Here is a 21,995-nt window from a genome sequence, read left to right as displayed (position 1 = left end):
CCGTGTGGTCAGGGGCGCGTCACGGTGTTGACGGGCATCATGCCCACCGGGTCGTAGCGCACCGGGGCGCCCGGGTACGGCGCGTGGATCACCTGGCCGTTGCCCACGTACATGCCGACATGGCTGGCGTCGCCCCGGTAGGTGACGATGTCACCGGGCTGCGCCTGGGAGAGCGGCACCGGCCGTCCGGTGTGCGCCTGGGCCTGCGAGGTGCGCGGCAGACCGACACCGGCCTGCGCGTACGACCACTGGGTGAGGCCCGAGCAGTCGAACCCGGTGGGTCCGTTGGCGCCCCAGACGTACGGGCGGCCGACGGCCGAGCGGGCCGCGGCGACGGCGGCGGCCGCGCGGCCGGAGGACGGGACCGCGCCGGTGAGGTCGGGGACACGGCCGCCCGAGCGGGAGGCCCGGTCGTAGGCGGCGCGGTCGGCGTCCGGCATGGCGTTGAGCAACTGCCGTGCCTTGGACAGCTTCTGCTCGACGGTGCGTTTGTGCCGGGCGACGGCCTTGCGGCTCTTGTCCAGTTCGGTGAGCTTGCGGGTCGCCTCCTCGCGCTCCTGGGAGAGATCGCGCATGGCGCCCTGCAGTTCCTTGAGTTCCCCGGCCTGGCGGGAGCTGATCCGGTCGAGCACGGCCGCCTTGTCGAGGTACTCGTCGGGGTCTTCGGAGAACATCAGCGCCAGTGAGGGATCGAGGCCGCCGGAGCGGTACTGGGCCCCGGCGAGCGAACCGAGCGCGTCCCGCATGGTGTTGATGCGGTCCTGCTGTCTGGCGATCCGGTCCTGCGCCTTCTCCACCTGGTCGCGCAGTGTGTCCGTGCGCTCGTCGGCCTTGTTGTACGACTCGGTGGCGTGCTCGGCCTCCTCGTACAGCCGGTCCACCTCTGCACGGGTGTCGTCCTGCGGCGCGGCGCCGGCCGGCAGGACGCCGAGGGCCGCGGCCGCGGCGGTCAGTACGCACAGGGTGGCGCCTCGGGCGCCCCGGTCGAAGCCGGACGGTACAAGGCGGCGATGGGACCCCACAGGAAGCCGCACTCCCTTCCGCTGACGTGCCCCCGGAGTTGGGGGAAACGCGGCAGACAGTAGCCGTGCGACTACGCGGTGGCCAAAGACCCATACGGGTACACAACGTGACGCCCCGCCTCAGACGCAGGTCATCAGCGGGGCGTGGGGTCAGCGCGAGGTACGGGAATTCGCCCGTTCGGGCGGCGTGGCGATCAACCTCCCGGCGGGCCCGGAGAGACTCCGGACCCAAGGACGGATCGGATCACGGACGACCGGGCGAGGGAGCCCGGGATCAGACCCGGACGCCGAACTGGAAGGTACCGATCGTGCTCATCGACTCGAGGCGGACGACGGCGCCCGGCTTCGGTGCGTGCACGATGACGCCGTTGCCCGCGTACAGACCGACGTGGCCGAGGCTGTTGAAGAAGACCAGGTCGCCGGGCTTGAGCTGATCGCGGCCGATCTTCACGCCGTCGTTCTGCTGCGTGTAGGTGGTCCGGGATATCGACACACCGGCCTGGCCGTACGCCCACTGCGTCAGACCGGAGCAGTCGTACGAGTTGGGGCCGCTGCCGCCGGAGACGTACGGCTTGCCCATCTGGGTCTTGGCGGCGGCGAGGGCGGCGGCGCCGCGCTCGGAGGCGGGCACCTCGTTGCCGAGCTCGATGCGGTCCCCGGCGTCCCGGCTGGCGCGCGTGTCCGCGGCGTTCAGGGCCGCCTGCTCCTTGGCGGTCAGGGTGTTGAGGAGCTTGCGCGCGTCGGCGAGCTTGGTCTGGACTTCCTTCTTCTTCTGACCCAGGGTCTTACGGGTCTCGGAGAGGTCCTTGAGCTTGCCGGCGGCTTCCTGACGCTGCTGGGCGAGGGTCCGCTGCTTCTCCTGGACCTTCTTCAGCGCCTCGACCTGCTGAGCGCTCAACTGGTCGATCGTGGACGCCTTGTCGAGGTAGTCGTCCGGGTCGGAGGAGAGGAAGAGCTGGACGGAGGGGTCGATCGCGCCCGTGCGGTACTGGGAGCTGGCCATCAGACCGAGGCTGTCGCGCATGGTGTTGAGCTCGTCCTGGCCTCGCGCGACCTGGTCCTGGATGGTGTCGATCTCTTTTTCGAGCTTTTCCTGCTTCTCCTCGGCCCCGTTGGCCTTGTCGGTGGCGCGCTCCACCTCTTCGTAGAGCTTGTCGACCTTGGCCTTGACCTCGTCCTTGCCCGGCTTCTCGCTGGGCGCGGCGTTGGCCGCCTGCGAACTGAGGGCCACGGCTGCAGCGGCGGCGGTGGTGAGCACGGTCACACGGGTGCGGCTCGGCTGCTTCGGTCGACGGTGGGACGCCACGGAGGCGAGCTCCTTCATTACCTCAGCCGCCCACCGAGAACACCGGTTGGCGGTGCCCCTCCACCGTCACTCCCAATGAGTGATCACCCGAGTAGAGGTTCGACGGCTGACCCTAGTGATGTTCCTGTGATCAGTTCAAATCCTCCTCGGAAAAATCTCGGTCGCCGACCGTATTCTTTGCACTCAACTCACATGCAGTAATGCTCGTTTGACGCTACGTTGCGTGAAGGTTTCTCCAATTCGGGCAAGATGCACATGTGTTGCACTTGGGGTGCCTGTTACGTAGGTGACGTACACCATCAGAAGGTCGGCCGCGCGAAATTCCCTTGCGGGGCAGCTTGAAACCCGCTCGGCCGGACGCGTGGAACCGACTGCCCAGACCCTCGGGACCGGCTCGCTCAGCCGCGCGAGAAGCGCTTCAGGAGCACCGCGGAGGCCACCGGGCGCGCCCCCGCCTTCGCCACGCCGTCGGCCACCTCGCGGTCGGTCGAGACGACGATGACGGGCCGCCCGGGCGGCTCGGCGCGCACCAGCTGACGGATCACCTCGTCGGCGGTGACGCCCGGTTTGGAGAAGAGCACCCGCACCCCGCGCGGCGGAGCGAGCAGCACCGGGGCGGCCAGCTCGGCCCCGTCGAAGACACAGGTGACCTCGGCGCCGGTCTGCGCGGCGAGCTGCGAGAGCTGCCCGAGGAGCCGCAGCCGCTGCTTCTCCAGCGGCATCTGCGGATAGCCGGTCTTGGTGACGTTGTAGCCGTCGACGACCAGATGGGCCTGCGGCAGCGCGAGCAACTGGTCGAGGATCGCGGGATCGTTTTCGGACAGCGCCCGGGCCGCGATGTCTTTTGGTGTCATCCGTCCCGGTTCGACCGCGTCCACGGTCTCCGCGGGCCGTACCGACACGGGCGGCAGGGCGAGTTCACGCCGCAGCCCCTGCGCCGCGTCGAGCACGGTGTCAAGGAGCAGCCGTACGCGCATGTCCTCGACGCTGCGTCCCTCGCGGGCCGCGCGGCGGGTGGCCTCCAGGGTGGCCTCGACCTCGCTCAGCCGCGCCTTGAGCCGCCGGGTCTCGCTCTCGGCGGCGGACACATGGGCCTGTCCCTCGCCGCGGACGACCTCCATCTCGCCCCGCAGCTTGCGCAGGGCCGCCTCGCCGCGTTTGACGTCACTCAGGGCCCCACGCAGCTTGCGGTGAAGCGATTCGGCTTCCTTCTTCGCCGACTCCAGCTCCGTCCGCAGCCGCTCCGTCTCGGTACGGGTCTGGCCGCGCGCCTCGGCGAGTTCCTCGCGCAGCCGGTCGAGCTCGGCGCGGGTCTCCTCGTCGGCACGCTCGGCGTCCGCCCGAAGGGCCTCCTCGCCCGCGGCGGTCACCAGTTTCACCCAGCCCGGGGGACGCAGCACATAGGCCGCGGCCGCCACGTCCAGCGGGTCCGCGGCCGGGGGCGGCGAGCCGGAGTCGAGGGCACCGGTCAGCTCCGACTGGGCCTCTCTGAGCTTCTCGGCGATGCGCTGTCTGAAAAGTGGGTCCGTCTCCAGGGCCGCCGCCATCGCGTTGCCCGCGAACTTGGCACGACGATTGGGGGCGAACCGGGCGTACTGCCGCAGTTGTACGGGCAGTTCGGCCACGGTCAGCCCGCCGAAACCGTCAGAGACGATCTGTACGACCCTGCGACGCACGCCGTCGGGCAGCGGACGGTCGAGCACCTCGGCGGCGCCGTCGTCCGGCTCCCCGCCCGTGGTGGTCTCCACCATCCTTCACCCCATTGTCCGTGCGGGGCCCGCTCCTGTCAGGAGCCGGCGCCCGGCCTGTCCACCAGTTCCACCTGATCCACCGCGTTGCACCAGCGACAGCGCACCGACTCGATGGTCTCACTGACCACCTCGCGCTCCTCGATCTTCGGTTCCCCGGCCAGGTCCAGATGCACGTACTCGACGACCTTCGACGACCGTGTCACGTCGAAGCGCGTGAGGTTGCCGCAGAGCGTGCAGCGCCACCGGGTCTCGGCGGTCGGCAGGGGTACCGTCATCGTTGCAGTCGCTCACTTTCCTGAGTCCTCATGCCGCACCAGGTTCCCTGGAGCGTATGGCTCGTAACCCTAAGGCCTGGCGGGTACTCGACGCCCGTCCACCGGGAGCGGCGAGGCGCTCTGTGCGGTTCGGTCCCGTTACGTCATGCTCTGCTCATGATCGGCAACTGGGGCAGGCCCGTCGAGAAGGCAGCCAGGGCGGTCCGGGGTCAGTCCGCTCCGGTGACCTACGGACTGATCGCCCTGTGCTGCCTGGTCTTCGTGATCGGTCCGCTCTCGGGCCTCAGTCCCGCGTACGGCACCGGTGACGAGCTCCTTTCCGCGCAGCGGGCCTATTTCGAGCGCTGGGGCGTGGTGCCCGTCGAACTGTTCGAGGGGACACCGAGGGCCGCCCTCACTCCGGCCACCGCCCTCTTCGTGCACGGCAGTTGGCTGCATCTGCTGGGGAACATGCTCTTCCTCTATGTCTTCGGGGCGATGGCCGAGGAGAGGATGGGTCACTTCGCGTTCGCCCTCTTCTATCTGGGCTGTGGCTACCTCGCCCTGTTCGGCTACGCGGCCGCCCACTCCGACTCCGCGCAGACGCTGGTCGGCGCGTCCGGGGCGATCTCCGCGGTCCTCGGTGCGTTCCTCTACCTGTTCCCCAAAGCCCGGGTGACCAGTCTCTTTCCGTTCCTCTTCTTCCTGCCGCTGCGGTTTCCGGCCTGGGTGGTCCTGCCCTTCTGGGTGTCCCTCCAGTGGATGGCGGCGAGCCGCGCGACCCAGGGGCCGGCGGTGGCGTATCTGGCGCATCTGCTGGGGTTCTCGGCGGGGTTCCTCTACGCGTGGGTGCGCTATGGACGTACAGCTAGAGTGAAATCCCCAGCGACGGCCACCGAGGGAGAAAACCAGCCGTGATCACCGCGATCGTGCTCATCAAGACCAGCGTGGACCGGATCCCCGAGATCGCGGAGTCGATCGCCGCCCTGGACTCCGTCAGTGAGGTGTTCTCCGTGACCGGCACCTACGACTTGATCGCCATGGTCCGGGTGAAGGCGCATGACGATCTGGCGGATGTGATTCCCGGGATGATCAGCAAGATCCCGGGGGTGGAGGGGACGGATACGCATGTGGCGTTCCGTACGTACTCTCAGCATGATCTTGAGGCTGCGTTCGCCATTGGGCTCGACAACTAGTTCGCCCCTGACGGGGCCGGCCCGGATGAAGAGTTCTTCATCCGGCGCTCATCCGGGGGCATCGGTGAGGGCCGCAGCATCGGGGCCATGGTTTTCTCTCATCGGATGGCGGCTCTCGCCGCTGTTGTGGTGATTCCCCTGGGGATCGCCGCCACGAGTTACGCCCTGACCGACAGTCCGGAGTCTCCGAAGGTGCCGCCCAAGGTGGAGCTGGAGAGTGGGTCGCCGTCCGCGACGCCCACGTCGACCGCCTCTCCCACGCCGACTCCGACGCCGAGCGACGAGGTCGTGTCGCGGCCTCCGGTGAGTGACGACGATGACGATGACGACGGACCCGGGGACGACGGCTGAGCCCGTACCCGCACCCATGTCCGATTCCGGTCTCGATCCCGTTCCCGCGCGTCGGCGGATCTCGGCCCGGGTCCGCATCCTGCTCTGGCTGCTGCTCGTGATGGCCGTCGCGCTCGCCGCCGTGGCCACGACCACCCGTTCGATCCTCCTGCGGGACGTCGACTCCCGCGTCAGCGGTCTGCTCGCCCAGGAGGCGGGCGAGTTCGCGAACTTCGAGGAGCGGGGGGTGGACCCCGCCACCGGGGAGCGGTTCACCGAGCCGGGGCGGCTGCTCAAGGTCTTCCTGGAGCGGCAGTACGCCGATCCGGACGAGGAGCTGATGGGGCTGCTCGCGGGAGCTCCGGGCGCGGCGCCGGCGAAGCTCGTCCAGGACCGTGAGATCCCCGCGGGACTGCCCCTGCACCGGGACGAGGCCGGCCGCCGGCAGATCTTCGAGTCCGCCGAGTCCACCGGCACACTGCACCGCGCGGCCGGCGACGTCCGGTGGGCCAAGGTCGACATCGCCCGCTCCGGCGGTGAACCGGAGGCCGCCTTCGTGGTCGCCTTCCATCCGGGGCACGAGCACGACCGCGTGGACGAGGTGTTCCGCATCCTGCTCGCCATCTCCGGGGTCGCGCTGCTGATGACGACGGGGATCGGCTGGGTGGTGGCCGGGCGGATCCTCAAGCCGGTACGTCTGGTGCGTACCGCCGCCGCCCAGCTCACCGAGCAGGACCTCACCCGGCGCATCCCGGTCCGCGGCCACGACGACATCGCCGCGCTCGCCGAGACCTTCAACGCGATGCTCGACCGCCTGGAGCGTGCCTTCGCGGCCCAGCGCGAGTTCGTCGACGACGCGGGCCACGAGCTGCGCACCCCGATCACCATCGTGCGCGGCCATCTGGAGCTGATGGGCGACGATCCGGCCGAGCGCGAGGAGACCGTCCGGCTGGTCACCGACGAACTGGACCGGATGAGCCGCATCGTCGAGGACCTGCTGCTGCTCGCCAAGGCCGAGCGCCCGGACTTCGTCACGCCCGAGGCGGTACAGCTCGCCGAACTCACCGCCGATGTCTTCGTCAAGGCCCGCACCCTCGGCGACCGCCACTGGGAACTGGCCGAAGTCGCCGACGGCGAGGCCCAGTTGGACCCGCAGCGCATCACCCAGGCGATGGTCCAGCTGGCCCAGAACGCCGTGCAGCACACCGTCCCCGGCCAGTCGATCCGGATCGGCTCGCGCGTCATCGGCTCGCGTGTCACCGGCGGCCCCATCGAGTTGTACGTCGCCGACGCGGGCCCCGGTGTGCAGCCGCAGGACGCCGAGGTGATCTTCGAGCGGTTCCGGCGCGGCACCTCCAGGCGCGGCACCCGGGGCAGCGGCGCGGGCCTCGGCCTGTCGATCGTGCGGGCCATCGCGGAGGGGCACCGGGGCGGGAAGGTCCGGCTGCGGCAGACACCGGGCGGCGGGGCCACCTTCGTCGTCGTGCTCGACTCGGTGCCGGACCCGCTCCTTGAGGCGGACCGCGCATGAACACGTGTACTGCTCGTACCACCGGTACCACCCTTTCCGGAAAGGCCTGTTGGACATGAAGCGCATCCTGATCGTCGAGGACGAGGAGCGCATCGCCTCCTTCGTCGAGAAGGGCCTGCGCGCAGGCGGCTTCACCACGACCGTCGTCACGGACGGGGACTCGGCCTACGAATACGCGCTGACCGGCGGCTTCGACCTGGTGATCCTGGACATCGGGCTGCCCGGCCGGGACGGGTTCACCGTGCTGCGCGAACTGCGCGAGGCCCGGGTGACGGTCCCGGTGATCGTGCTGACCGCCCGGGACTCCGTACGCGACACGGTCGCGGGCCTGGAGGGCGGCGCCGACGACTGGATGACCAAGCCGTTCCGTTTCGAGGAACTCCTCGCGCGGGTGCGGCTGCGGTTGCGTACGGCGGCGGGGGTGCCCGAGGTCACCATGCTGCGCGGTGGTGACCTCACGTTGGATCTGCGTACGCGGCGGGCTCGCGCGGGCGAGCGGGTCGTCGACCTGACGGCCCGTGAGTTCGTGCTGCTGGAGCTGTTCCTGCGGCACCCCGGGCAGGTGTTGTCGCGTGAGCAGATCCTGTCGCATGTGTGGGGGTACGACTTCGATCCCGGGTCCAACATCGTTGATGTGTATGTGCGTTCGTTGCGGAAGAAGTTGGGTGCGGAGCGGGTGGAGACTGTGCGGGGGATGGGATATCGGCTCCCCGTGTGAGTGTTCCGTTGGGTGGGTCGGATTTCGGCTGCGGGTTCGCTGTGGCTGATCGCGCAGTTCCCCGCGCCCCTGAAAGGGGCGCCCCCGCCTGGTCCGTGAAGCTTCCTTCATGTGCTGCTCATTGGAGACTCACCGCCCCGCTGAACTCTGAATGTCGTGAGTCTGAATCTTCGGCAAGCCTCCGCCCTCTGTGTGGCCCTGAGCCTCTGCGCCCTGCTGATCGTGCCCGGCAACCTTCCCGGGCTTGGTGGTGATGCGCGGCTGACGCTCGCCGTGTTCGCGCTGGCGACCTGTGCGTGGATCGGTACGCCCATCGACGACACGTACATCGCCCTGGGTGCGGGACTCGCGCTCACGGTGACCGGGGTGATCAGCAGCGAGACGCTCTTCGGCACGCTCGGGGACGCGACGGTCTGGCTGCTGATCTGCGCCTTCGTGCTGGCGGCAGCCGTGGCCCGGACGGGGCTCGCGGGGCGGGCGGCGGCCTTCCTGGTGGGCGGGGCGGGCAGCGTCAGGCAGTTGGTGCATCTGACGACGGCCGCACTGGTGGTGACGGCCTTCGCGGTGCCCGCCACCTCCGGCCGGGCCGCGCTCGCGCTGCCGGTGTTCCTCGCGCTCGCCAAGGTGCTGGCCGACCGGAAGCGACTGGTCGTGATGCTGGCGCTGCTCTTTCCGACCGTGATCCTCCTGTCGGCGGTGGCGACCCTGATCGGTGCCGGTGCGCATCTGATCACGGTGTCGGTGCTGTGGGAGACGACCGGGGACCGTATCGACTTCACACAGTGGCTGCTGCTCGGGCTGCCGTTGGCCGTGGCGTCCTCCCATCTGGCCGCGGAAACCGTGCTGTTGACGACGACGCGGCGCGCGGACCGCCGAACTCCCGTACGGATCACGGCCGATGACATCCAGCAGCACAGCGAGCAGCCCGTCACCGGCCCCTGGTCGCCCGCCGAGTCGCGCTGCGCGCTGCTGCTCGCCACGGTGGTCGCGCTGTGGTGCAGCGAGCCCCTCCACCAGGTGTCCCCCGCGGTCGTCGCCCTGATCGGCGCGGTCGTCGCGGCCTCGCCCGCTCTCGGAACCGTGGGCCTGAAGGACGCTCTGAAGACGGTCCCCTGGTCGCTGCTCCTCTTCATGGCCGCGACGATGGCGATGGGTGTCGCGCTCGCGGATTCGGGGGCGGCGGGATGGCTGGTGTCCGGGCTGCCGGGGGACGTGGCCCCGTGGCTGTTCCTCGCGCTCGTCGTCGCGGTGAGCACGGCCGCGCATCTGGTCCTGCAGTCCCGTTCGGCCCGGTCCTCCGTCCTCGTACCGCTGGTGGTCGCGGCCGCCGTGGGCGCGGGAGTCAACCCGGTCGCGGCCGCGCTGGCGTCCACCGCCGCGGCGGGCTTCTGCCACACGCTCCCGGCGTCGGCCAAGCCGGTCACGCTCTTCGCCGAGATACCCGGCACACCGACGTACACCCCGCGCGATCTGCTGCGCCTGTCCGCGGTCCTGGCCCCGCTGACGGCCGCGCTCGTCCTGCTCTTCGCCCACACCGTGTGGCCGCTGCTCGGCATACCGGTCCTCAAGCCCTGAAGCCCGCAAGCCCGCAAGCCCGCAAGCCGTGAAGTCCTCAAGGAGCCCTCTCATGCTGACCCGTTTCGCCGTCGCCCCCAGTGGCTTCAAGGAGTCCCTGTCCGCACAGGCCGCCGCCGACGCCATCGCGGCGGGCGTACGCCGTGTCGTACCGGACGCCGAGGTCGACCTGATCCCGCTGGTGGACGGCGGCGAGGGGACTGCCCGGGCCCTCGCCTCGGCGACCGGGGGCCGACTGGTCGCCCTGCCCGCCACCGGCCCGCTCGGCGAGCCCGTGGGCACCCACTTCGCGCTGCTCGGCGCTGGATCCGGTGTCGGATCCGGCTCCGGCTCCGACCTCGGCTCCGCCGACACGGCCGTCGTGGAGATGGCGGCGGTGGCCGGCCTCTCCCTCGTCCCGCACAGCCTGCGCGACCCGGGCGCCACCACCACGTACGGCGTCGGCGAGCTGATCCGCGCCGCCCTCGACACGGGCGTACGCCGCATCCTCGTCGGCTGCGGCGACTCGGGTACGTCGGACGGGGGCGCCGGAGCCCTGCAGGCGCTCGGCGCCCGCCTGCTCGACGAGGACGGCTTCGAACTCCCCCACGGGGGCCGTGAGTTGACCCGCCTGCACCACATCGACCCGAAGGGTCTCGACCCCCGTCTGGCCCACACGGAACTGCTGGTCGCCTGCAACCCGTACAACGTGCTCTGCGGTGAGCGCGGCGTCGCCCGGGTCTTCGGTCCGCAGAAGGGCGCGACCCCCGCGCAGGTCGAGGAGCTGTCCGCGGGCCTGGAGAACTGGGCGTACGTCCTCACCCGGGACCTCCCGGTCACCTGTGACCTGTACGGCGGCCCCGGTACGGGTGCCTCCGGCGGCCTGGGCGCGGGCCTCGCCGCTCTCGGCGCCCGTCTCCTCCCCCGCTTCGAGGTGCTCCTCGACCACCTCGACCTGGACGCCCGCCTCGCCCGCGCCGACCTGGTCCTCACCGCGGAGGGTGCCCTGGACCACCAGACACCGCGTGGCAAGGTCCCGGCCGAGGTGGCCCGCCGCGCCAAACTGAACGGACGCCCGGTCCTCGCCCTGGCGGGCACCCTCGGCGAGGGCGCCCACACGGTCCCGGGCGTGGACGCCTTCACCGGCATCCTGCCCGCCCCGATGGCCCTGGCCGAGGCCCTCGTACGAGCCTCCGAACTCCTCACCGACGCGACCGAGCGAGCGCTGCGGATGATCCTGCTGGGGGCGGGGCTGCCACGAGGGGCGGGCGTGTGAGCGCAGCCCCGGCGGGGGGCGGCGGACACTCGGGGAGCCACCAGCCGGTCAGACCGGGGTCAGACCGGGGTCACACCGCCGGGACGCAACGCCCTTCCACCGTGCGGTAGTTCCACTTCGCGCCGTCGCTCACGAGTTCCTTGACGGCACGGACGAACCGCTTGACGTGCTCGTCGGGCGTGCCCGCCCCGAAGCTCACGCGGATCGCGTTGAGCGACTTCTCGCCGGGCGCCGCCTCGGGGGCACCGCACTCGCCCTGGGTCTGCGGGTCGCTGCCGAGGAGGGTGCGTACGAGCGGGTGCGCGCAGAACAGACCGTCCCGCACTCCGATGCCGTACTCGGCGGAGAGCGCGGCGGCGAAGTGCGAGCTGTTCCAGCCCTCGACGACGAAGGAGATGACACCGACGCGGGGCGCGTCGTCGCCGAAGAGCGAGAGGACACGCACCTCGGGCACCTCGGCGAGACCGGTCCTGACGGTGTCGATCAGGTGCTGCTCCCGGGCGACCAGCGTGTCGAAGCCGGCCTCGGTGAGGGCCTTGCAGGCGGAGGCGATGGAGTAGGCACCGATGACGTTGGGCGACCCGGCCTCGTGCCGTGCGGCGCTCTCGTGCCACTCGACGTCGACGCCGCCGTCCACCCGCCGTGAGACCTTCCGCGAGGCACCCCCGCCCGCGAGGTACGGCTCGGCCTCGGTCAGCCAGTCGGCGCGTCCGGCGAGGACACCCGACCCGAAGGGCGCGTACAGCTTGTGACCGGAGAAGGCGACCCAGTCGACGTCCAACTCCCGTACGGACACGGGGTGGTGGGGCGCGAGCTGGGCGGCGTCGAGCACGATCCGGGCGCCGTTCGTGTGGGCGGCGGCGGCCAGTTCCCGTACGGGCCACAGCTCGCCGGTGACGTTCGAGGCGCCCGTGACGCACACGAGCGCCGGACCGTGGGGGTCCCGCTCGGCGAGCGCCCGCTCCAGCGTGGCGACGGCCTCGCCCGGGGTGCGCGGGGCGTTGAGGTAGGTGACGCGGGCGTTCCGCCACGGGAGCAGGGACGCGTGGTGCTCGGTCTCGAAGACGAAGACCTGGCAGTCGGCGGGCAGGGCGGCGGCGAGGAGGTTGAGCGAGTCGGTGGTGGACCGGGTGAAGACGACCTGGTCGCCGTCGCGGCAGTCGAGGAACTCCTCGACGGTCCTGCGGGCGTTCTCGAACAGGTCGGTGGACAGCTGGGAGAGGTACCCGGCCCCGCGGTGCACGCTCCCGTAGTACGGGGCGTACGCGGCCACGTCGTCCCACACCCGCTGGAGGGCCGGGGCGCTGGCGGCGTAGTCGAGCGCGGCGTAGGTGACCTCGCCGCCGGTGACCAGCGGGACGGTGACGTCTCGCCCCAGCACGGGCAGCGACGCGGAGGTGTCACGGCACACGGGCTCGTCGGCGGCAGCGACAGCGGCAGTGGAGACAGCGGTGGAAACAGACATGGCGAACTCCTGTGAGGCAGGCGGGAACACCACGCGAGCGGGTAGGGCTCAAGCGCGGGTGAGGTGAAAAGGGGGGTGCGGAGGCGGGGCTCTACGCCCTATCGCATTCGCTTGCTCACAGAAGGCTCCCTCGGACGACCAGGACCCCTGGTGATGCGAGGGGTCCGCGCTTGCCGTAGACCTCACTGCCTACGGCCTGGTCTTCACCCGGGGCACCCCGCCACGGACGGAGGGTTGCCGGACAGCCGGCCGGGGCCTGATGGCTGTCGCTCATGACCTGCCTGCATCTTGCCACACGATCTTCCCGACGCAACCCCGCCGTCCGGATGCCGGAACGGCCGGGGAGCGACGGGGCCTTTTCGCCCCCGCCGCCCCTACCCATTCCCGTCCCTTTTCGGGGGCCAGCCCCCGAACCCCCGCTCCTCAAACGCCGGAGGGGCTGAATACTTCGCAGCCCGGGCCGACACCATCAGCCCGTCCGGCGTTTGAGGACGAGCGCGTTCAGCGCGATACGGGGGTCTGGGGGCGGAGCCCCCAGGGGACGGGACGGGAAGGGGCGGCGGGGGCGAAGAAAAAGGCCGGCCCAGCGGCTACGCGTTGGTCGCCGCCACCCACCGCTCCAGCGTCGCCTTCGCCGCCCCGGAGTCGATCGCGGCCGCCGCCTTCACCATCCCCGCCCGGAGCTGGTCCGCGAGCGGCCCGTCCCCCGGCGACAGAGCCACCAGCGCCGCCGCGGAGTTCAGCAGCACGGCGTCACGAACGGGCCCGGTCTCCCCGTTGAGCAGCCGCCGGGCCACATCCGCGTTGTACGAGGCGTCGGCCCCGCGCAGCGCCTCCACGGGCACCAGCTCGATCCCCACGTCACGCGGATCGAACGACTCCTCGCGCACCTTCCCGTCCCGTACGATCCACACCCGCGACGTAGCGGTCGTCGTCAGCTCGTCCAGCCCGTCGTCACCGCGGAAGACGAGCGAGGAGTTGCCGCGCTCGGCGAAGACACCGGCCATGATCGGCGCCATCCGGGGATCGGCGCACCCGACGGCCTGCGCCCTCACCTTCGCCGGATTGGTCAGCGGACCCAGCGCGTTGAAGACCGTACGGATCCCCAGCTGCCCGCGCGCGGCGCCCGCGTAGCGCATCGCGGGGTGGAACTTCGCCGCGAAGCAGAAGGTGATCCCGGCCGTCTCGGCGACCTGGGCCACCCGATGTGTCGGCAGCTCCAGATTGACCCCGAGCTTCTCCAGCACGTCGGACGCCCCGGAGGCCGAGGAGGCCGCCCGGTTGCCGTGCTTGACGACCTTGGCACCCGTACCGGCGATGACGATCGCCGACATGGTGGAGATGTTGACGGTCTTCGCCCCGTCGCCGCCCGTACCGACGATGTCGACGGTCTCCCCCGGCACCTCGATCACGTTCGCGTGCTCGTACATCGCCCGGACGAACCCGACGATCTCCTCGACGGTCTCGCCCTTGGCCCGCAGCGCCACCACGAACCCGGCGATCTGCGCGTCGGTCGCCTCGCCCCGCATGATCAGGTCCATCGCCCAGGCGGTGTCGGCGGCGCTCAGGTCGCGTCCGTCCAGCAGGCCGTTCAGCAGGGCGGGCCAGGAACGGACCGCCGCGGTGTCGCCTCCTGCGGGGGTCACAGCGCTCATATGCCGCTCCTGGGTCGTCCGTCCCGCGATGGGGACGCCTGTGGGATGTGGAGTGTGGGGCTTGCCCGTAGCTCATCGCTCGTACGGGACCAGGTCCACCCTATCCAGCCCCGGGGACGGCAAAGAGCCCCGTCCGGGCAATGGACGGGGCTCCTGCCGTGGCGAACAGGTAGAAGATCAGTGGTGGCCGTGGCCGCTCGTGATCTCCTTGTACTCCTCGGCGGTGGGCTTCGGGATCTGGTTGTCCTCGCCGAAGTACGCGTTGCTGAGCTTGGCGCGCAGCTTCTGCGGGCCCTTCACCTTGCGCTCGACACCGTTCTCGTCGACCGCCGGGCCGATCACGGCCGGCTCGTACTGCTCGTGCGCCGTGAGGGTGTGCAGAGCCTCCTGGCTGAGGGGCTCGTGGACCTCGATGAACTCACCGTGCGGCAGACGCTTGATGATGCCCGACTCGCGGCCGTGCAGCACCTTGTCCTTGTCGCGGCGCTGGAGGCCGAGACAGATCCGCTTGGTGACGACGAACGCGAGGACCGGTCCGACGAAGAACCCGACCCGGACGAACCAGGTCACCGAGTTGATCGACAGATGGAAGTGGGTCGCGACGATGTCGTTGCCACCGCCGATCAGCATGATCATGTACGCGGTCACCCAGGCGACACCGAAGGCCGTACGGGTCGGCGCGTTGCGCGGCCGGTCCAGGATGTGGTGCTCGCTCTTGTCTCCGGTGATCCAGGACTCGATGAACGGATAGAGCGCGAGGATGCCGAGGAAGAGACCGAAGAGCACCAGCGGGATGAACACACCCAGGACGAGTGTGTGACCCCAGAGGTTGATCTCCCAGCCGGGCATCGCACGGATCAGACCCTCGGCGAAGCCCATGTACCAGTCCGGCTGGGCGCCCGTGGACACCTGGTCCGGCCGGTACGGTCCCAGCACCCAGATCGGGTTGATCGACGCGACCGCGGACACCATCGCGATGAAACCGAAGACCAGGAAGAAGAAGCCTCCGGCCTTGGCCATGTAGACCGGCAGCAGCGGCATGCCGACGACGTTCTTGTTCGTCTTTCCGGGACCCGCGAACTGCGTGTGCTTGTGGTAGAAGACCAGGATCAGGTGGCCGACCACGAGCCCCAGCATGATGCCGGGCAGCAGCAGGATGTGGATCGAGTAGAACCGCGAGACGAAGTCGCCGCCCGGGAACTCCCCGCCGAACAGGAACATCGAGATGTACGTTCCGACGATCGGCGTGGCCAGGATCGCGCCCTGGGTGAAGCGGACGCCGGTACCGGAGAGCAGGTCGTCCGGGAGCGAGTAGCCGGTGAACCCGGTGAACATGCCGAGGACGAACAGCAGGAAGCCGAACATCCAGTTGATCTCACGCGGCTTGCGGAACGCACCCGTGAAGAACACGCGCATCATGTGCACGAACATGCCGGCCAGGAAGACGATGGCCGCCCAGTGGTGGATCTGCCGGATGAGCAGACCGCCGCGGACGTCGAAGCTGATGTCCAGCGTGGAGGCGAAGGCCTCCGACATCAGCTGCCCCTGCAGCGGGACATAGCTTCCGTGGTACTCGATCTCGTTCATCGAGGGGTGGAAGAACAGCGTCAGATACACACCCGTGAGGATGATGATGATGAAGCTGTAGAGGCAGATCTCACCCAGCATGAAGGACCAGTGGTCCGGGAAGATCTTGCGCATGTTGGCCTTGGCCAGGGAGTAGATCCCCAGCCGGCCGTCGGCCCAGTCGGCGATCTTCTCGCCGGCCGGCGCCTTCTCGCGCGAGCGCCCCGGCCCGCCAGGGCCTGAGGGATTCGTGGAGGTGGTCGTAGTGCTCATCCGCGCTCCCAGAATGCAGGACCGACGGGCTCATCGAAGTCGCCGAGCGCCTCGAGGTAACCCTCGTCGTTCACGCCGATGCGCAGCTGCGGCAGGGCGTGACCGGCCGGGCCGAAGATAACTCGGGCACCGTCGGCGAGGTCGAAGGTGGACTGGTGGCACGGGCACAGAACGTGGTGCGTCTGCTGCTCGTACAGGGAGATCGGGCAACCGACATGGGTGCAGATCTTCGAGTACGCCACGATGCCCTCGTGGGACCACTCGAGCTCACGCTTGTCCTTGATGTTCTCCGGCTGCAGCCGGACGATCATCAGGGCCGCCTTGGCGATCTCGGTCTGGAAGTCGTGGTCGTGCTCCTCCAGGCCCTCAGGCTTGGCGAAGGTGAGCGAGCCCACGGCGACGTCGGAGGGACGCAGCGGCTCGTTCGTGTTCATGTTGACGAGCTGCAGTCCCTTGCGCCACAACGTGTGCCGCAGCTTGTCCTCCGGCAGCGGACCGAGGTCGCGCAGCAGGACGATGCCGGACAGCGGGAACAGGGTCAGCGCGCCGAACATCGTGTTGCGGATCAGCTTGCGGCGGCCGAGCGCGGACTCCTTGGCGCCCTGCTTGAAGTCGGCCAGCACCTTGGCCTTGACCTCGGGCTCCGCCGCGATGGCGTGACGCTCGTCGGTCATCTCCTCGTCGGACATCAGGGTGCGGGCCCAGTGGACCGCGCCCGCGCCGATGCAGAACAGCGCCAGACCGAGCGTCATGCCCAGGGCGAAGTTCAGTCCGCTGATGTGACCGAGCGGGAAGATGTAGACGATCTTGTCGGCGGGAATCGTCACGAACGACGCGATGAAGCCGACCGTGGCCAGCATCGACAGCGTGAACAGCAGGGCGACCGTGCGCTCGGAGCGCTTGGCGGCCCGCTCGTCGATGTCCTGGATCCGGTGCTCGTGCGGCGGCAGACCGGGGTCCGCGAACGGATGCTTCTCGTCCGCGACACTCACGGCGCCGTGCGCGTGCTCGTCGTCGGCCCGCTCGGCGGGCAGGTTCTCTTCTGGGGTCTCTTGGCTACTCATGACTTCTTGGCCTTTGCGGTCCGGGCGGCGACCCACACGGCGACGGCGATCAGACCGCCGAGACCGAAGATCCAGCCGAAGAGGCCTTCACTGACCGGCCCCAGGCCGCCCAGCTCCAGACCACCGGGGCTCTCCGAGTCGTTGCTGTTGACCGCGTCGAGGTACGCGATGATGTCCTGCTTGTTCTTCTCCGTCAGCGTGGTGTCGGGGAAGGACGGCATGTTCTGCGGGCCTGTCTGCATGGCCTCGTAGATGTGCTTCGGGTCGACATCCTCCAGCGTCGGGGCGTACTTGCCGTTCGTCAGCGCGCCGCCCTTGCCGGTGAAGTTGTGGCACTGGGCGCAGTTCGTACGGAAGAGCTCACCGCCCTTGGCGATGTCCGCGCCCTCGGGGTTGTACTGGGCCTCGGTAGGCACCGTCGGACCGGCACCCAGCGAGGCGACGAACGCCGCGAGCTGGTCGATCTCGGCCTGCGAGTAGATGACCTTCTTCTTCGGAACCTGCGCGCCAGGCTGCTGGGCCGGCATGCGGCCGGTGCCGACCTGGAAGTCGACGGCCGCGGCGCCCACACCGACGAGACTCGGACCGTCAGTGGTGCCCTGACCGCCGGTGCCGTGGCAGCTGGCGCAGCCGACGGCATAGAGCTTCTTGCCCTCGTCGATTGCTAGGGACTGGGCGGTTGTACCGGCCTGCGCCTCGTCCGCGGGCGCGAACGCGGTATACAGCCCCCCGGTGCATGCCAGCGCGAGGAGTAGGACGACGAGCGCCGCCAGCGGATGGCGTCGTCGTGCGGAGAGCTTTTTCACGGATTACCCCGGTGTCAGGATCTTCTGCGTCGATGCTTCTGGAATGTGCTCGGGAACGGGCCCGGCTACTTGATCATGTAGATCGTGGCGAAGAGGCCGATCCAGACGACATCGACGAAGTGCCAGTAGTAGGACACGACGATGGCGGCGGTCGCCTGCTCATGCGTGAACCTGCGGGCGGCGTAGGTGCGCCCGAGGACCAGCAGGAAGGCGATGAGACCACCCGTCACGTGCAGGCCGTGGAAGCCGGTGGTCAGGTAGAACACCGAGCCGTACGGGTCGGAGGAGAGCGAGAGGCCCGCGTCCTTGACCAGTTCGGTGTACTCGAGGACCTGACCGCCGATGAAGATCGCACCCATGATGAAGGTGACGATGAACCACATCCGGAGCTTCTTCACGTCCCCGCGCTCGGCGGCGAAGACGCCGAGCTGGCAGGTGAGGGAGGAGAGCACCAGGATCGTGGTGTTCGTCGCCGAGAACGGGAAGTTGAGATGTTCCGCCATCTCCTTCCAGTGAGTCGGCCCGGTCACCGATCGCAGGGTGAAGTACATCGCGAAGAGGGCCGCGAAGAACATCAGCTCGGAACTCAGCCAGATGATCGTTCCGACGCTGGTGAGGTTCGGCCGATTGACCGACGGGTGCGCGTGCCCGGTTTCTACTGTCGTTGCTGTCGCCACGACCGACATTATGTCGGTCGCTTATCTCGCCCTCACTCCCGGGGGTGCCGTTCGGAGTGTCTGTGGGTCGTGTCCAGCCCATATGGCCCATCGAAGCCCTGTCCGAACCGCTGTTGACCATGTGTTCAAGGGAGTAGCATCCGCGCATCGGACCCTGTCCGTATCTGTCTCTACGACGCTGACGTCCCGGAGGAAGAATGCAGCCGACCGCAACGGTGCTGGTCTACAGCGACGACTCCAACACCCGTGAGCAGGTGCGGCTCGCCACCGGCCGGCGGCCGGCCGCGGACGTTCCTCAGGTGGAGTTCATCGAGTGCGCGACGCCTGCCGCCGTCATCAAGGAGCTGGACCGCGGTGGCATCGATGTGTGCGTGCTCGACGGCGAGGCCGTTCCCGCGGGCGGAATGGGGATCTGCCGCCAGATCAAGGACGAGATCTTCAACTGTCCGCCGGTGCTGTTGCTGATCGGGCGGCCTCAGGACGCGTGGCTGGCCACGTGGAGCCGGGCCGACGCCGCGGTGACCTTGCCGGTGGAGCCTGTGGAGTTCGCCGCGGCCCTGGCGGGGCTGCTCCGCAGCAAGCGTGCTCTGAGCGCCTGAGCGCCCCGCGGGTGATGTGGGCCTAGACAGACTCCGGGCGTAGCCTCAGGCGGGCCTCCGGGCCGGGACCCTCCGGGGTGTCGGCCACGAGGGCGCTGCCTGTGCGCCATTTCTTCCAGGTGAGGTTCCAGTCGCCGAAGCCGTTGCCGAACGGGGCCATCGTGTCGCCGGACGAGTTGACGACCTGGACGATGTCGCCGGCGCGGATGTTCTCGTAGAACCACTGGGCGTTGGCGGTACTCATGCCGGTGCAGCCGTGGCTGACGTTCGCGTAGCCCTGGGAGCCCGTGGACCAGGGGGCGGCGTGGACGTACTCGCCGCTGTTGGTGAGCCTGACCGAGTTGTGGACGATCAGGTCGTAGAAGTCCGAAGCGCCGATGCTGGCGCTGGTCATGCGAACGGTACCTTCCTTGCCCAGTACGACCTTGACGCCGTTGCGGGTGTCGTAGCCCGGTTTGCCGGTGGTGACGGGGATCGTCTTGATCGCCTCGCCGTTCCGGTAGACCGTCATGGAGTGCGCCGAGGCGTCCGTGACGGCCTCCACGCGGTCGCCCGTGGTCAGGGTCAGAGGCTTGGCCTTGCCGCCCCAGAGGCGCTCGGCGACCTTTATCCCGGCCAGGTTGCTGCGGGCGCTGATGGTGGCCTGGGCGGGCCAGTACTCCTTGGGGCGGTAGTGCAGCTTCTTGTCGTCCACCCAGTGCCAGGCGCCCTCCACGCGGGGCCGGGAGTCGACCTTCAGTGAGCGCTCCACGACGGCGCGGGCGGCCTTGTCCTTGACCGGGAGGCTGAGCTCGGCGGTGACGGGCTGACCGACGCCGTACGTGCCCTTGTCGGGCCCGAACTTCACGTCCAGCCGCTTCGTGGTGGGGGTTCCGGTGTCGAAGTCGACAACCTTGCGGCCGGGAGCGCCGTCCTCGTCCTCGGTGCTCACGCGGACCCTGTAGTGGACGCCGGCGGCCAGCGGGGAGGTGCTGTGCCAGCGGCTCCCGTCGGCCGAGAGTTCGCCCGCCACATACCGTCCTGAGGCGTCCGTGGCGGTCACGTCGGTGATCCGGCCGTCGGAGTCCTCGGCGGTGATCTCCAGGGGCTTGTCCGGGTCGGCCTTCTTGCCGTCGTCCACGGGGGTGTTGAAGGAGATGTCCTCCGCGGCGTCGTACGGCTTGGCCGACAGCGGGTGGCCGTCGGAGCCGCAGGCCGTGACCCCGGCGCCGAGGGCGACTATGAGTGCCGTACTGACGGCTGTGCGGTTTCGCGGTGTGTGGCTCATGACCTCACGCTAGGAAGCGGGGCCGGACCCGGCGCGTCGGGTGGGCCGTGCGAGGGATGAGCGGTGTGGCAAAAGAGGGAAGCCCGGACCTCCTGACGGAGTGTCCGGGCTTCCCGTGCTCTGCGCGTGTTACTGGTTCTGGCTTTCGCCGCGGTAGTACTCGAAGACCCAGCCCCACAGGCCGATCATGATGATCGGGGCCGAGAAGTAGAGCAGCCACCAGCCGAAGATCACGCCCATGAAGGCGAGCGCGCCACCGATGCCGAGGGAGAGCGGCTGCCAGCTGTGCGGGCTGAAGAAACCGACCTCACCGGCGTCGTCGGCGACGTCGGCCTCCTTGTTGTCCTGGGCGCCCACGTCGACACGCCGGGCCGTGAAGGCCAGGTAGTAACCGATCATGATGCACAGGCCGAAGCCCAGGAAGAGCGCCGTGGTGCCGGCGGGCTCCTTGGACCACACGCCGTAGACGATGGCCATGGCCAGCACGAAGACTGCCAGCCAGATGAACATCTTGCCTTGGACCTTCACTTGCCGGCCTCCTTGCCACCAGCGAGGGCCTTCTCACCGTGACCGGCGTTCTCGAGCTGGTCGAGAGCGGCGATCTCCGGGTGGTGCAGGTCGAAGGCGGGGGATTCGGAACGGATCCGCGGCAGGGTGAGGAAGTTGTGCCGCGGCGGCGGGCAGGACGTGGCCCACTCCAGCGAACGGCCGTAACCCCACGGGTCGTCGACCTCGACCTTCTTGCCGTACTTGGCGGTCTTCCACACGTTGTAGAAGAACGGCAGGATCGACAGACCGAGCACGAACGAGCTGATCGTCGAGATCGTGTTCAGGGCGGTGAAGCCGTCGGCCGCGAGATAGTCCGCGTAACGACGGGGCATGCCCTCGGCACCCAGCCAGTGCTGGACGAGGAAGGTGCCGTGGAAGCCGATGAACAGCGTCCAGAAGGTGATCTTGCCGAGGCGTTCGTCGAGCATCTTGCCGGTGAACTTCGGCCACCAGAAGTGGAAGCCGGAGAACATCGCGAACACCACCGTGCCGAACACCACGTAGTGGAAGTGCGCCACCACGAAGTAGGAGTCCGAGACGTGGAAGTCCATCGGCGGCGAGGCCAGGATGACACCGGTCAGACCACCGAAGGTGAAGGTGATCAGGAACCCGGTGGCCCACAGCATCGGGGTCTCGAACGACAACGACCCCTTCCACATGGTGCCGATCCAGTTGAAGAACTTCACACCCGTCGGCACGGCGATCAGGAACGTCATGAAGGAGAAGAACGGCAGCAGCACACCGCCGGTGACGTACATGTGGTGCGCCCACACCGTCACCGACAGGCCGGCGATCGCGATGGTCGCGCCGATCAGGCCCATGTAGCCGAACATCGGCTTGCGGGAGAAGACCGGGATGACCTCGCTGATGATGCCGAAGAACGGCAGCGCGATGATGTACACCTCTGGATGCCCGAAGAACCAGAACAGGTGCTGCCACAACAGGGCCCCGCCATTGGCGGCATCGAAGATGTGTGCGCCGAATTTCCGATCCGCCTCCAGCGCGAACAGCGCGGCCGCGAGAACGGGGAAGGCGAGCAGCACGAGGACCGCGGTGAGCAGCACGTTCCACACGAAGATCGGCATGCGGAACATGGTCATGCCCGGCGCGCGCATGCAGATGATGGTGGTGATGAA

At 69.1% G+C, this 21,995-nt stretch carries 21 protein-coding genes and 1 riboswitch; of the genes, 8 read left to right on the top strand and 13 right to left on the bottom strand.

What is annotated here, in order from left to right:
• Positions 1–8: 8 nt before the first annotated feature.
• The 4 genes from ACZ5VQ_RS13680 to ACZ5VQ_RS13665 all read right to left on the bottom strand — a co-directional run bounded on the left by ACZ5VQ_RS13680 (position 9) and on the right by ACZ5VQ_RS13665 (position 4,354).
• Entirely contained in the window at positions 9–1,022 is a 1,014-nt protein-coding gene (locus ACZ5VQ_RS13680) for a C40 family peptidase (RefSeq protein ID WP_469105047.1), read from the bottom strand.
• 274 nt (positions 1,023–1,296) lie between these two features.
• Positions 1,297–2,328, bottom strand: a complete 1,032-nt coding sequence (locus ACZ5VQ_RS13675) for a C40 family peptidase (protein ID WP_362086735.1) — start codon at positions 2,326–2,328, stop codon at positions 1,297–1,299.
• A gap of 398 nt (positions 2,329–2,726) precedes the next feature.
• Positions 2,727–4,079, bottom strand: a complete 1,353-nt coding sequence (locus ACZ5VQ_RS13670) for an NYN domain-containing protein (RefSeq protein ID WP_469105046.1) — start codon at positions 4,077–4,079, stop codon at positions 2,727–2,729.
• Between the two features lie 35 nt (positions 4,080–4,114).
• Positions 4,115–4,354, bottom strand: coding sequence for a hypothetical protein (locus ACZ5VQ_RS13665; protein ID WP_055615920.1), 240 nt, complete (start codon positions 4,352–4,354; stop codon positions 4,115–4,117).
• A 156-nt stretch (positions 4,355–4,510) separates the two neighbouring features.
• Here ACZ5VQ_RS13665 and ACZ5VQ_RS13660 point away from each other — a divergent pair, with 156 nt between their 5' ends.
• The 7 genes from ACZ5VQ_RS13660 to ACZ5VQ_RS13630 all read left to right on the top strand — a co-directional run bounded on the left by ACZ5VQ_RS13660 (position 4,511) and on the right by ACZ5VQ_RS13630 (position 10,938).
• Positions 4,511–5,251 (top strand): rhomboid family intramembrane serine protease, encoded by a 741-nt coding sequence (locus ACZ5VQ_RS13660; RefSeq protein WP_469105045.1) that lies wholly within the window; start codon positions 4,511–4,513, stop codon positions 5,249–5,251.
• Positions 5,248–5,529 carry an Lrp/AsnC family transcriptional regulator gene (locus ACZ5VQ_RS13655; protein WP_055615922.1) on the top strand — a complete coding sequence of 94 codons (282 nt, stop codon included), beginning with the start codon at positions 5,248–5,250 and terminating at the stop codon, positions 5,527–5,529. Before ACZ5VQ_RS13660 ends, ACZ5VQ_RS13655 begins: the two co-directional genes overlap by 4 nt.
• 87 nt (positions 5,530–5,616) lie before the next feature.
• The gene (locus tag ACZ5VQ_RS13650; RefSeq protein ID WP_326761023.1) at positions 5,617–5,880 is read left to right on the top strand and encodes a small secreted hydrophilic protein; all 264 of its coding nucleotides are present in this window, start codon (positions 5,617–5,619) and stop codon (positions 5,878–5,880) included.
• 100 nt (positions 5,881–5,980) lie between these two features.
• On the top strand, positions 5,981–7,390 hold the full coding sequence (locus tag ACZ5VQ_RS13645; RefSeq protein WP_469105372.1) for a sensor histidine kinase: 1,410 nt from the start codon (positions 5,981–5,983) through the stop codon (positions 7,388–7,390).
• Positions 7,391–7,445: 55 nt separating this feature from the next.
• The gene (locus ACZ5VQ_RS13640; RefSeq protein WP_469105044.1) at positions 7,446–8,108 is read left to right on the top strand and encodes a response regulator transcription factor; all 663 of its coding nucleotides are present in this window, start codon (positions 7,446–7,448) and stop codon (positions 8,106–8,108) included.
• Between the two features lie 156 nt (positions 8,109–8,264).
• On the top strand, positions 8,265–9,683 hold the full coding sequence (locus ACZ5VQ_RS13635; RefSeq protein ID WP_469105043.1) for an SLC13 family permease: 1,419 nt from the start codon (positions 8,265–8,267) through the stop codon (positions 9,681–9,683).
• A gap of 52 nt (positions 9,684–9,735) precedes the next feature.
• Positions 9,736–10,938 (top strand): glycerate kinase family protein, encoded by a 1,203-nt coding sequence (locus tag ACZ5VQ_RS13630; protein WP_469105042.1) that lies wholly within the window; start codon positions 9,736–9,738, stop codon positions 10,936–10,938.
• 70 nt (positions 10,939–11,008) lie between these two features.
• Here the strand turns inward: ACZ5VQ_RS13630 and ACZ5VQ_RS13625 are convergent, their stop codons facing one another.
• The 6 genes from ACZ5VQ_RS13625 to ctaE form a co-directional block, all read right to left on the bottom strand.
• On the bottom strand, positions 11,009–12,403 hold the full coding sequence (locus ACZ5VQ_RS13625; protein ID WP_469105041.1) for an aminotransferase class V-fold PLP-dependent enzyme: 1,395 nt from the start codon (positions 12,401–12,403) through the stop codon (positions 11,009–11,011).
• 161 nt (positions 12,404–12,564) lie between these two features.
• A riboswitch (SAM riboswitch) is annotated at positions 12,565–12,681 on the bottom strand.
• A gap of 312 nt (positions 12,682–12,993) precedes the next feature.
• Positions 12,994–14,058, bottom strand: coding sequence for an anthranilate phosphoribosyltransferase (gene trpD / locus ACZ5VQ_RS13620; RefSeq protein ID WP_469105040.1), 1,065 nt, complete (start codon positions 14,056–14,058; stop codon positions 12,994–12,996).
• A gap of 177 nt (positions 14,059–14,235) precedes the next feature.
• On the bottom strand, positions 14,236–15,897 hold the full coding sequence (gene qcrB / locus ACZ5VQ_RS13615; RefSeq protein WP_469105039.1) for a cytochrome bc1 complex cytochrome b subunit: 1,662 nt from the start codon (positions 15,895–15,897) through the stop codon (positions 14,236–14,238).
• A complete protein-coding gene (gene qcrA / locus ACZ5VQ_RS13610; protein ID WP_469105038.1) occupies positions 15,894–16,961 on the bottom strand; it encodes a cytochrome bc1 complex Rieske iron-sulfur subunit in 1,068 nt (355 codons plus the stop codon). Before qcrA ends, qcrB begins: the two co-directional genes overlap by 4 nt.
• Positions 16,958–17,767 carry a cytochrome bc1 complex diheme cytochrome c subunit gene (gene qcrC, locus ACZ5VQ_RS13605; protein WP_307525342.1) on the bottom strand — a complete coding sequence of 270 codons (810 nt, stop codon included), beginning with the start codon at positions 17,765–17,767 and terminating at the stop codon, positions 16,958–16,960. Before qcrC ends, qcrA begins: the two co-directional genes overlap by 4 nt.
• 65 nt (positions 17,768–17,832) lie before the next feature.
• Positions 17,833–18,453: an aa3-type cytochrome oxidase subunit III gene (ctaE, locus tag ACZ5VQ_RS13600; protein WP_055615511.1), complete on the bottom strand. Its 621-nt coding sequence runs from the start codon at positions 18,451–18,453 to the stop codon at positions 17,833–17,835.
• A 188-nt stretch (positions 18,454–18,641) separates the two neighbouring features.
• Between ctaE and ACZ5VQ_RS13595 the strand changes: the two genes are divergently transcribed.
• A complete protein-coding gene (locus tag ACZ5VQ_RS13595; RefSeq protein ID WP_469105037.1) occupies positions 18,642–19,043 on the top strand; it encodes a hypothetical protein in 402 nt (133 codons plus the stop codon).
• 22 nt (positions 19,044–19,065) lie between these two features.
• Here the strand turns inward: ACZ5VQ_RS13595 and ACZ5VQ_RS13590 are convergent, their stop codons facing one another.
• The 3 genes from ACZ5VQ_RS13590 to ACZ5VQ_RS13580 all read right to left on the bottom strand — a co-directional run.
• Positions 19,066–20,310, bottom strand: a complete 1,245-nt coding sequence (locus tag ACZ5VQ_RS13590; RefSeq protein ID WP_469105036.1) for a L,D-transpeptidase — start codon at positions 20,308–20,310, stop codon at positions 19,066–19,068.
• 129 nt (positions 20,311–20,439) lie between these two features.
• On the bottom strand, positions 20,440–20,838 hold the full coding sequence (locus ACZ5VQ_RS13585; protein ID WP_307525337.1) for a cytochrome c oxidase subunit 4: 399 nt from the start codon (positions 20,836–20,838) through the stop codon (positions 20,440–20,442).
• Positions 20,835–21,995, bottom strand: a 1,161-nt coding sequence (locus ACZ5VQ_RS13580; RefSeq protein WP_469105035.1) for a cytochrome c oxidase subunit I, incomplete at its 5' end; no start/stop codon positions are given. The genes ACZ5VQ_RS13580 and ACZ5VQ_RS13585, both read right to left, overlap by 4 nt.

It is taken from the genome of Streptomyces sp. NPDC033178 (assembly GCF_055577685.1).
Note: the sequence above shows the minus strand (reverse complement) of the source record. Positions and strands in the feature narration are given on the sequence as shown.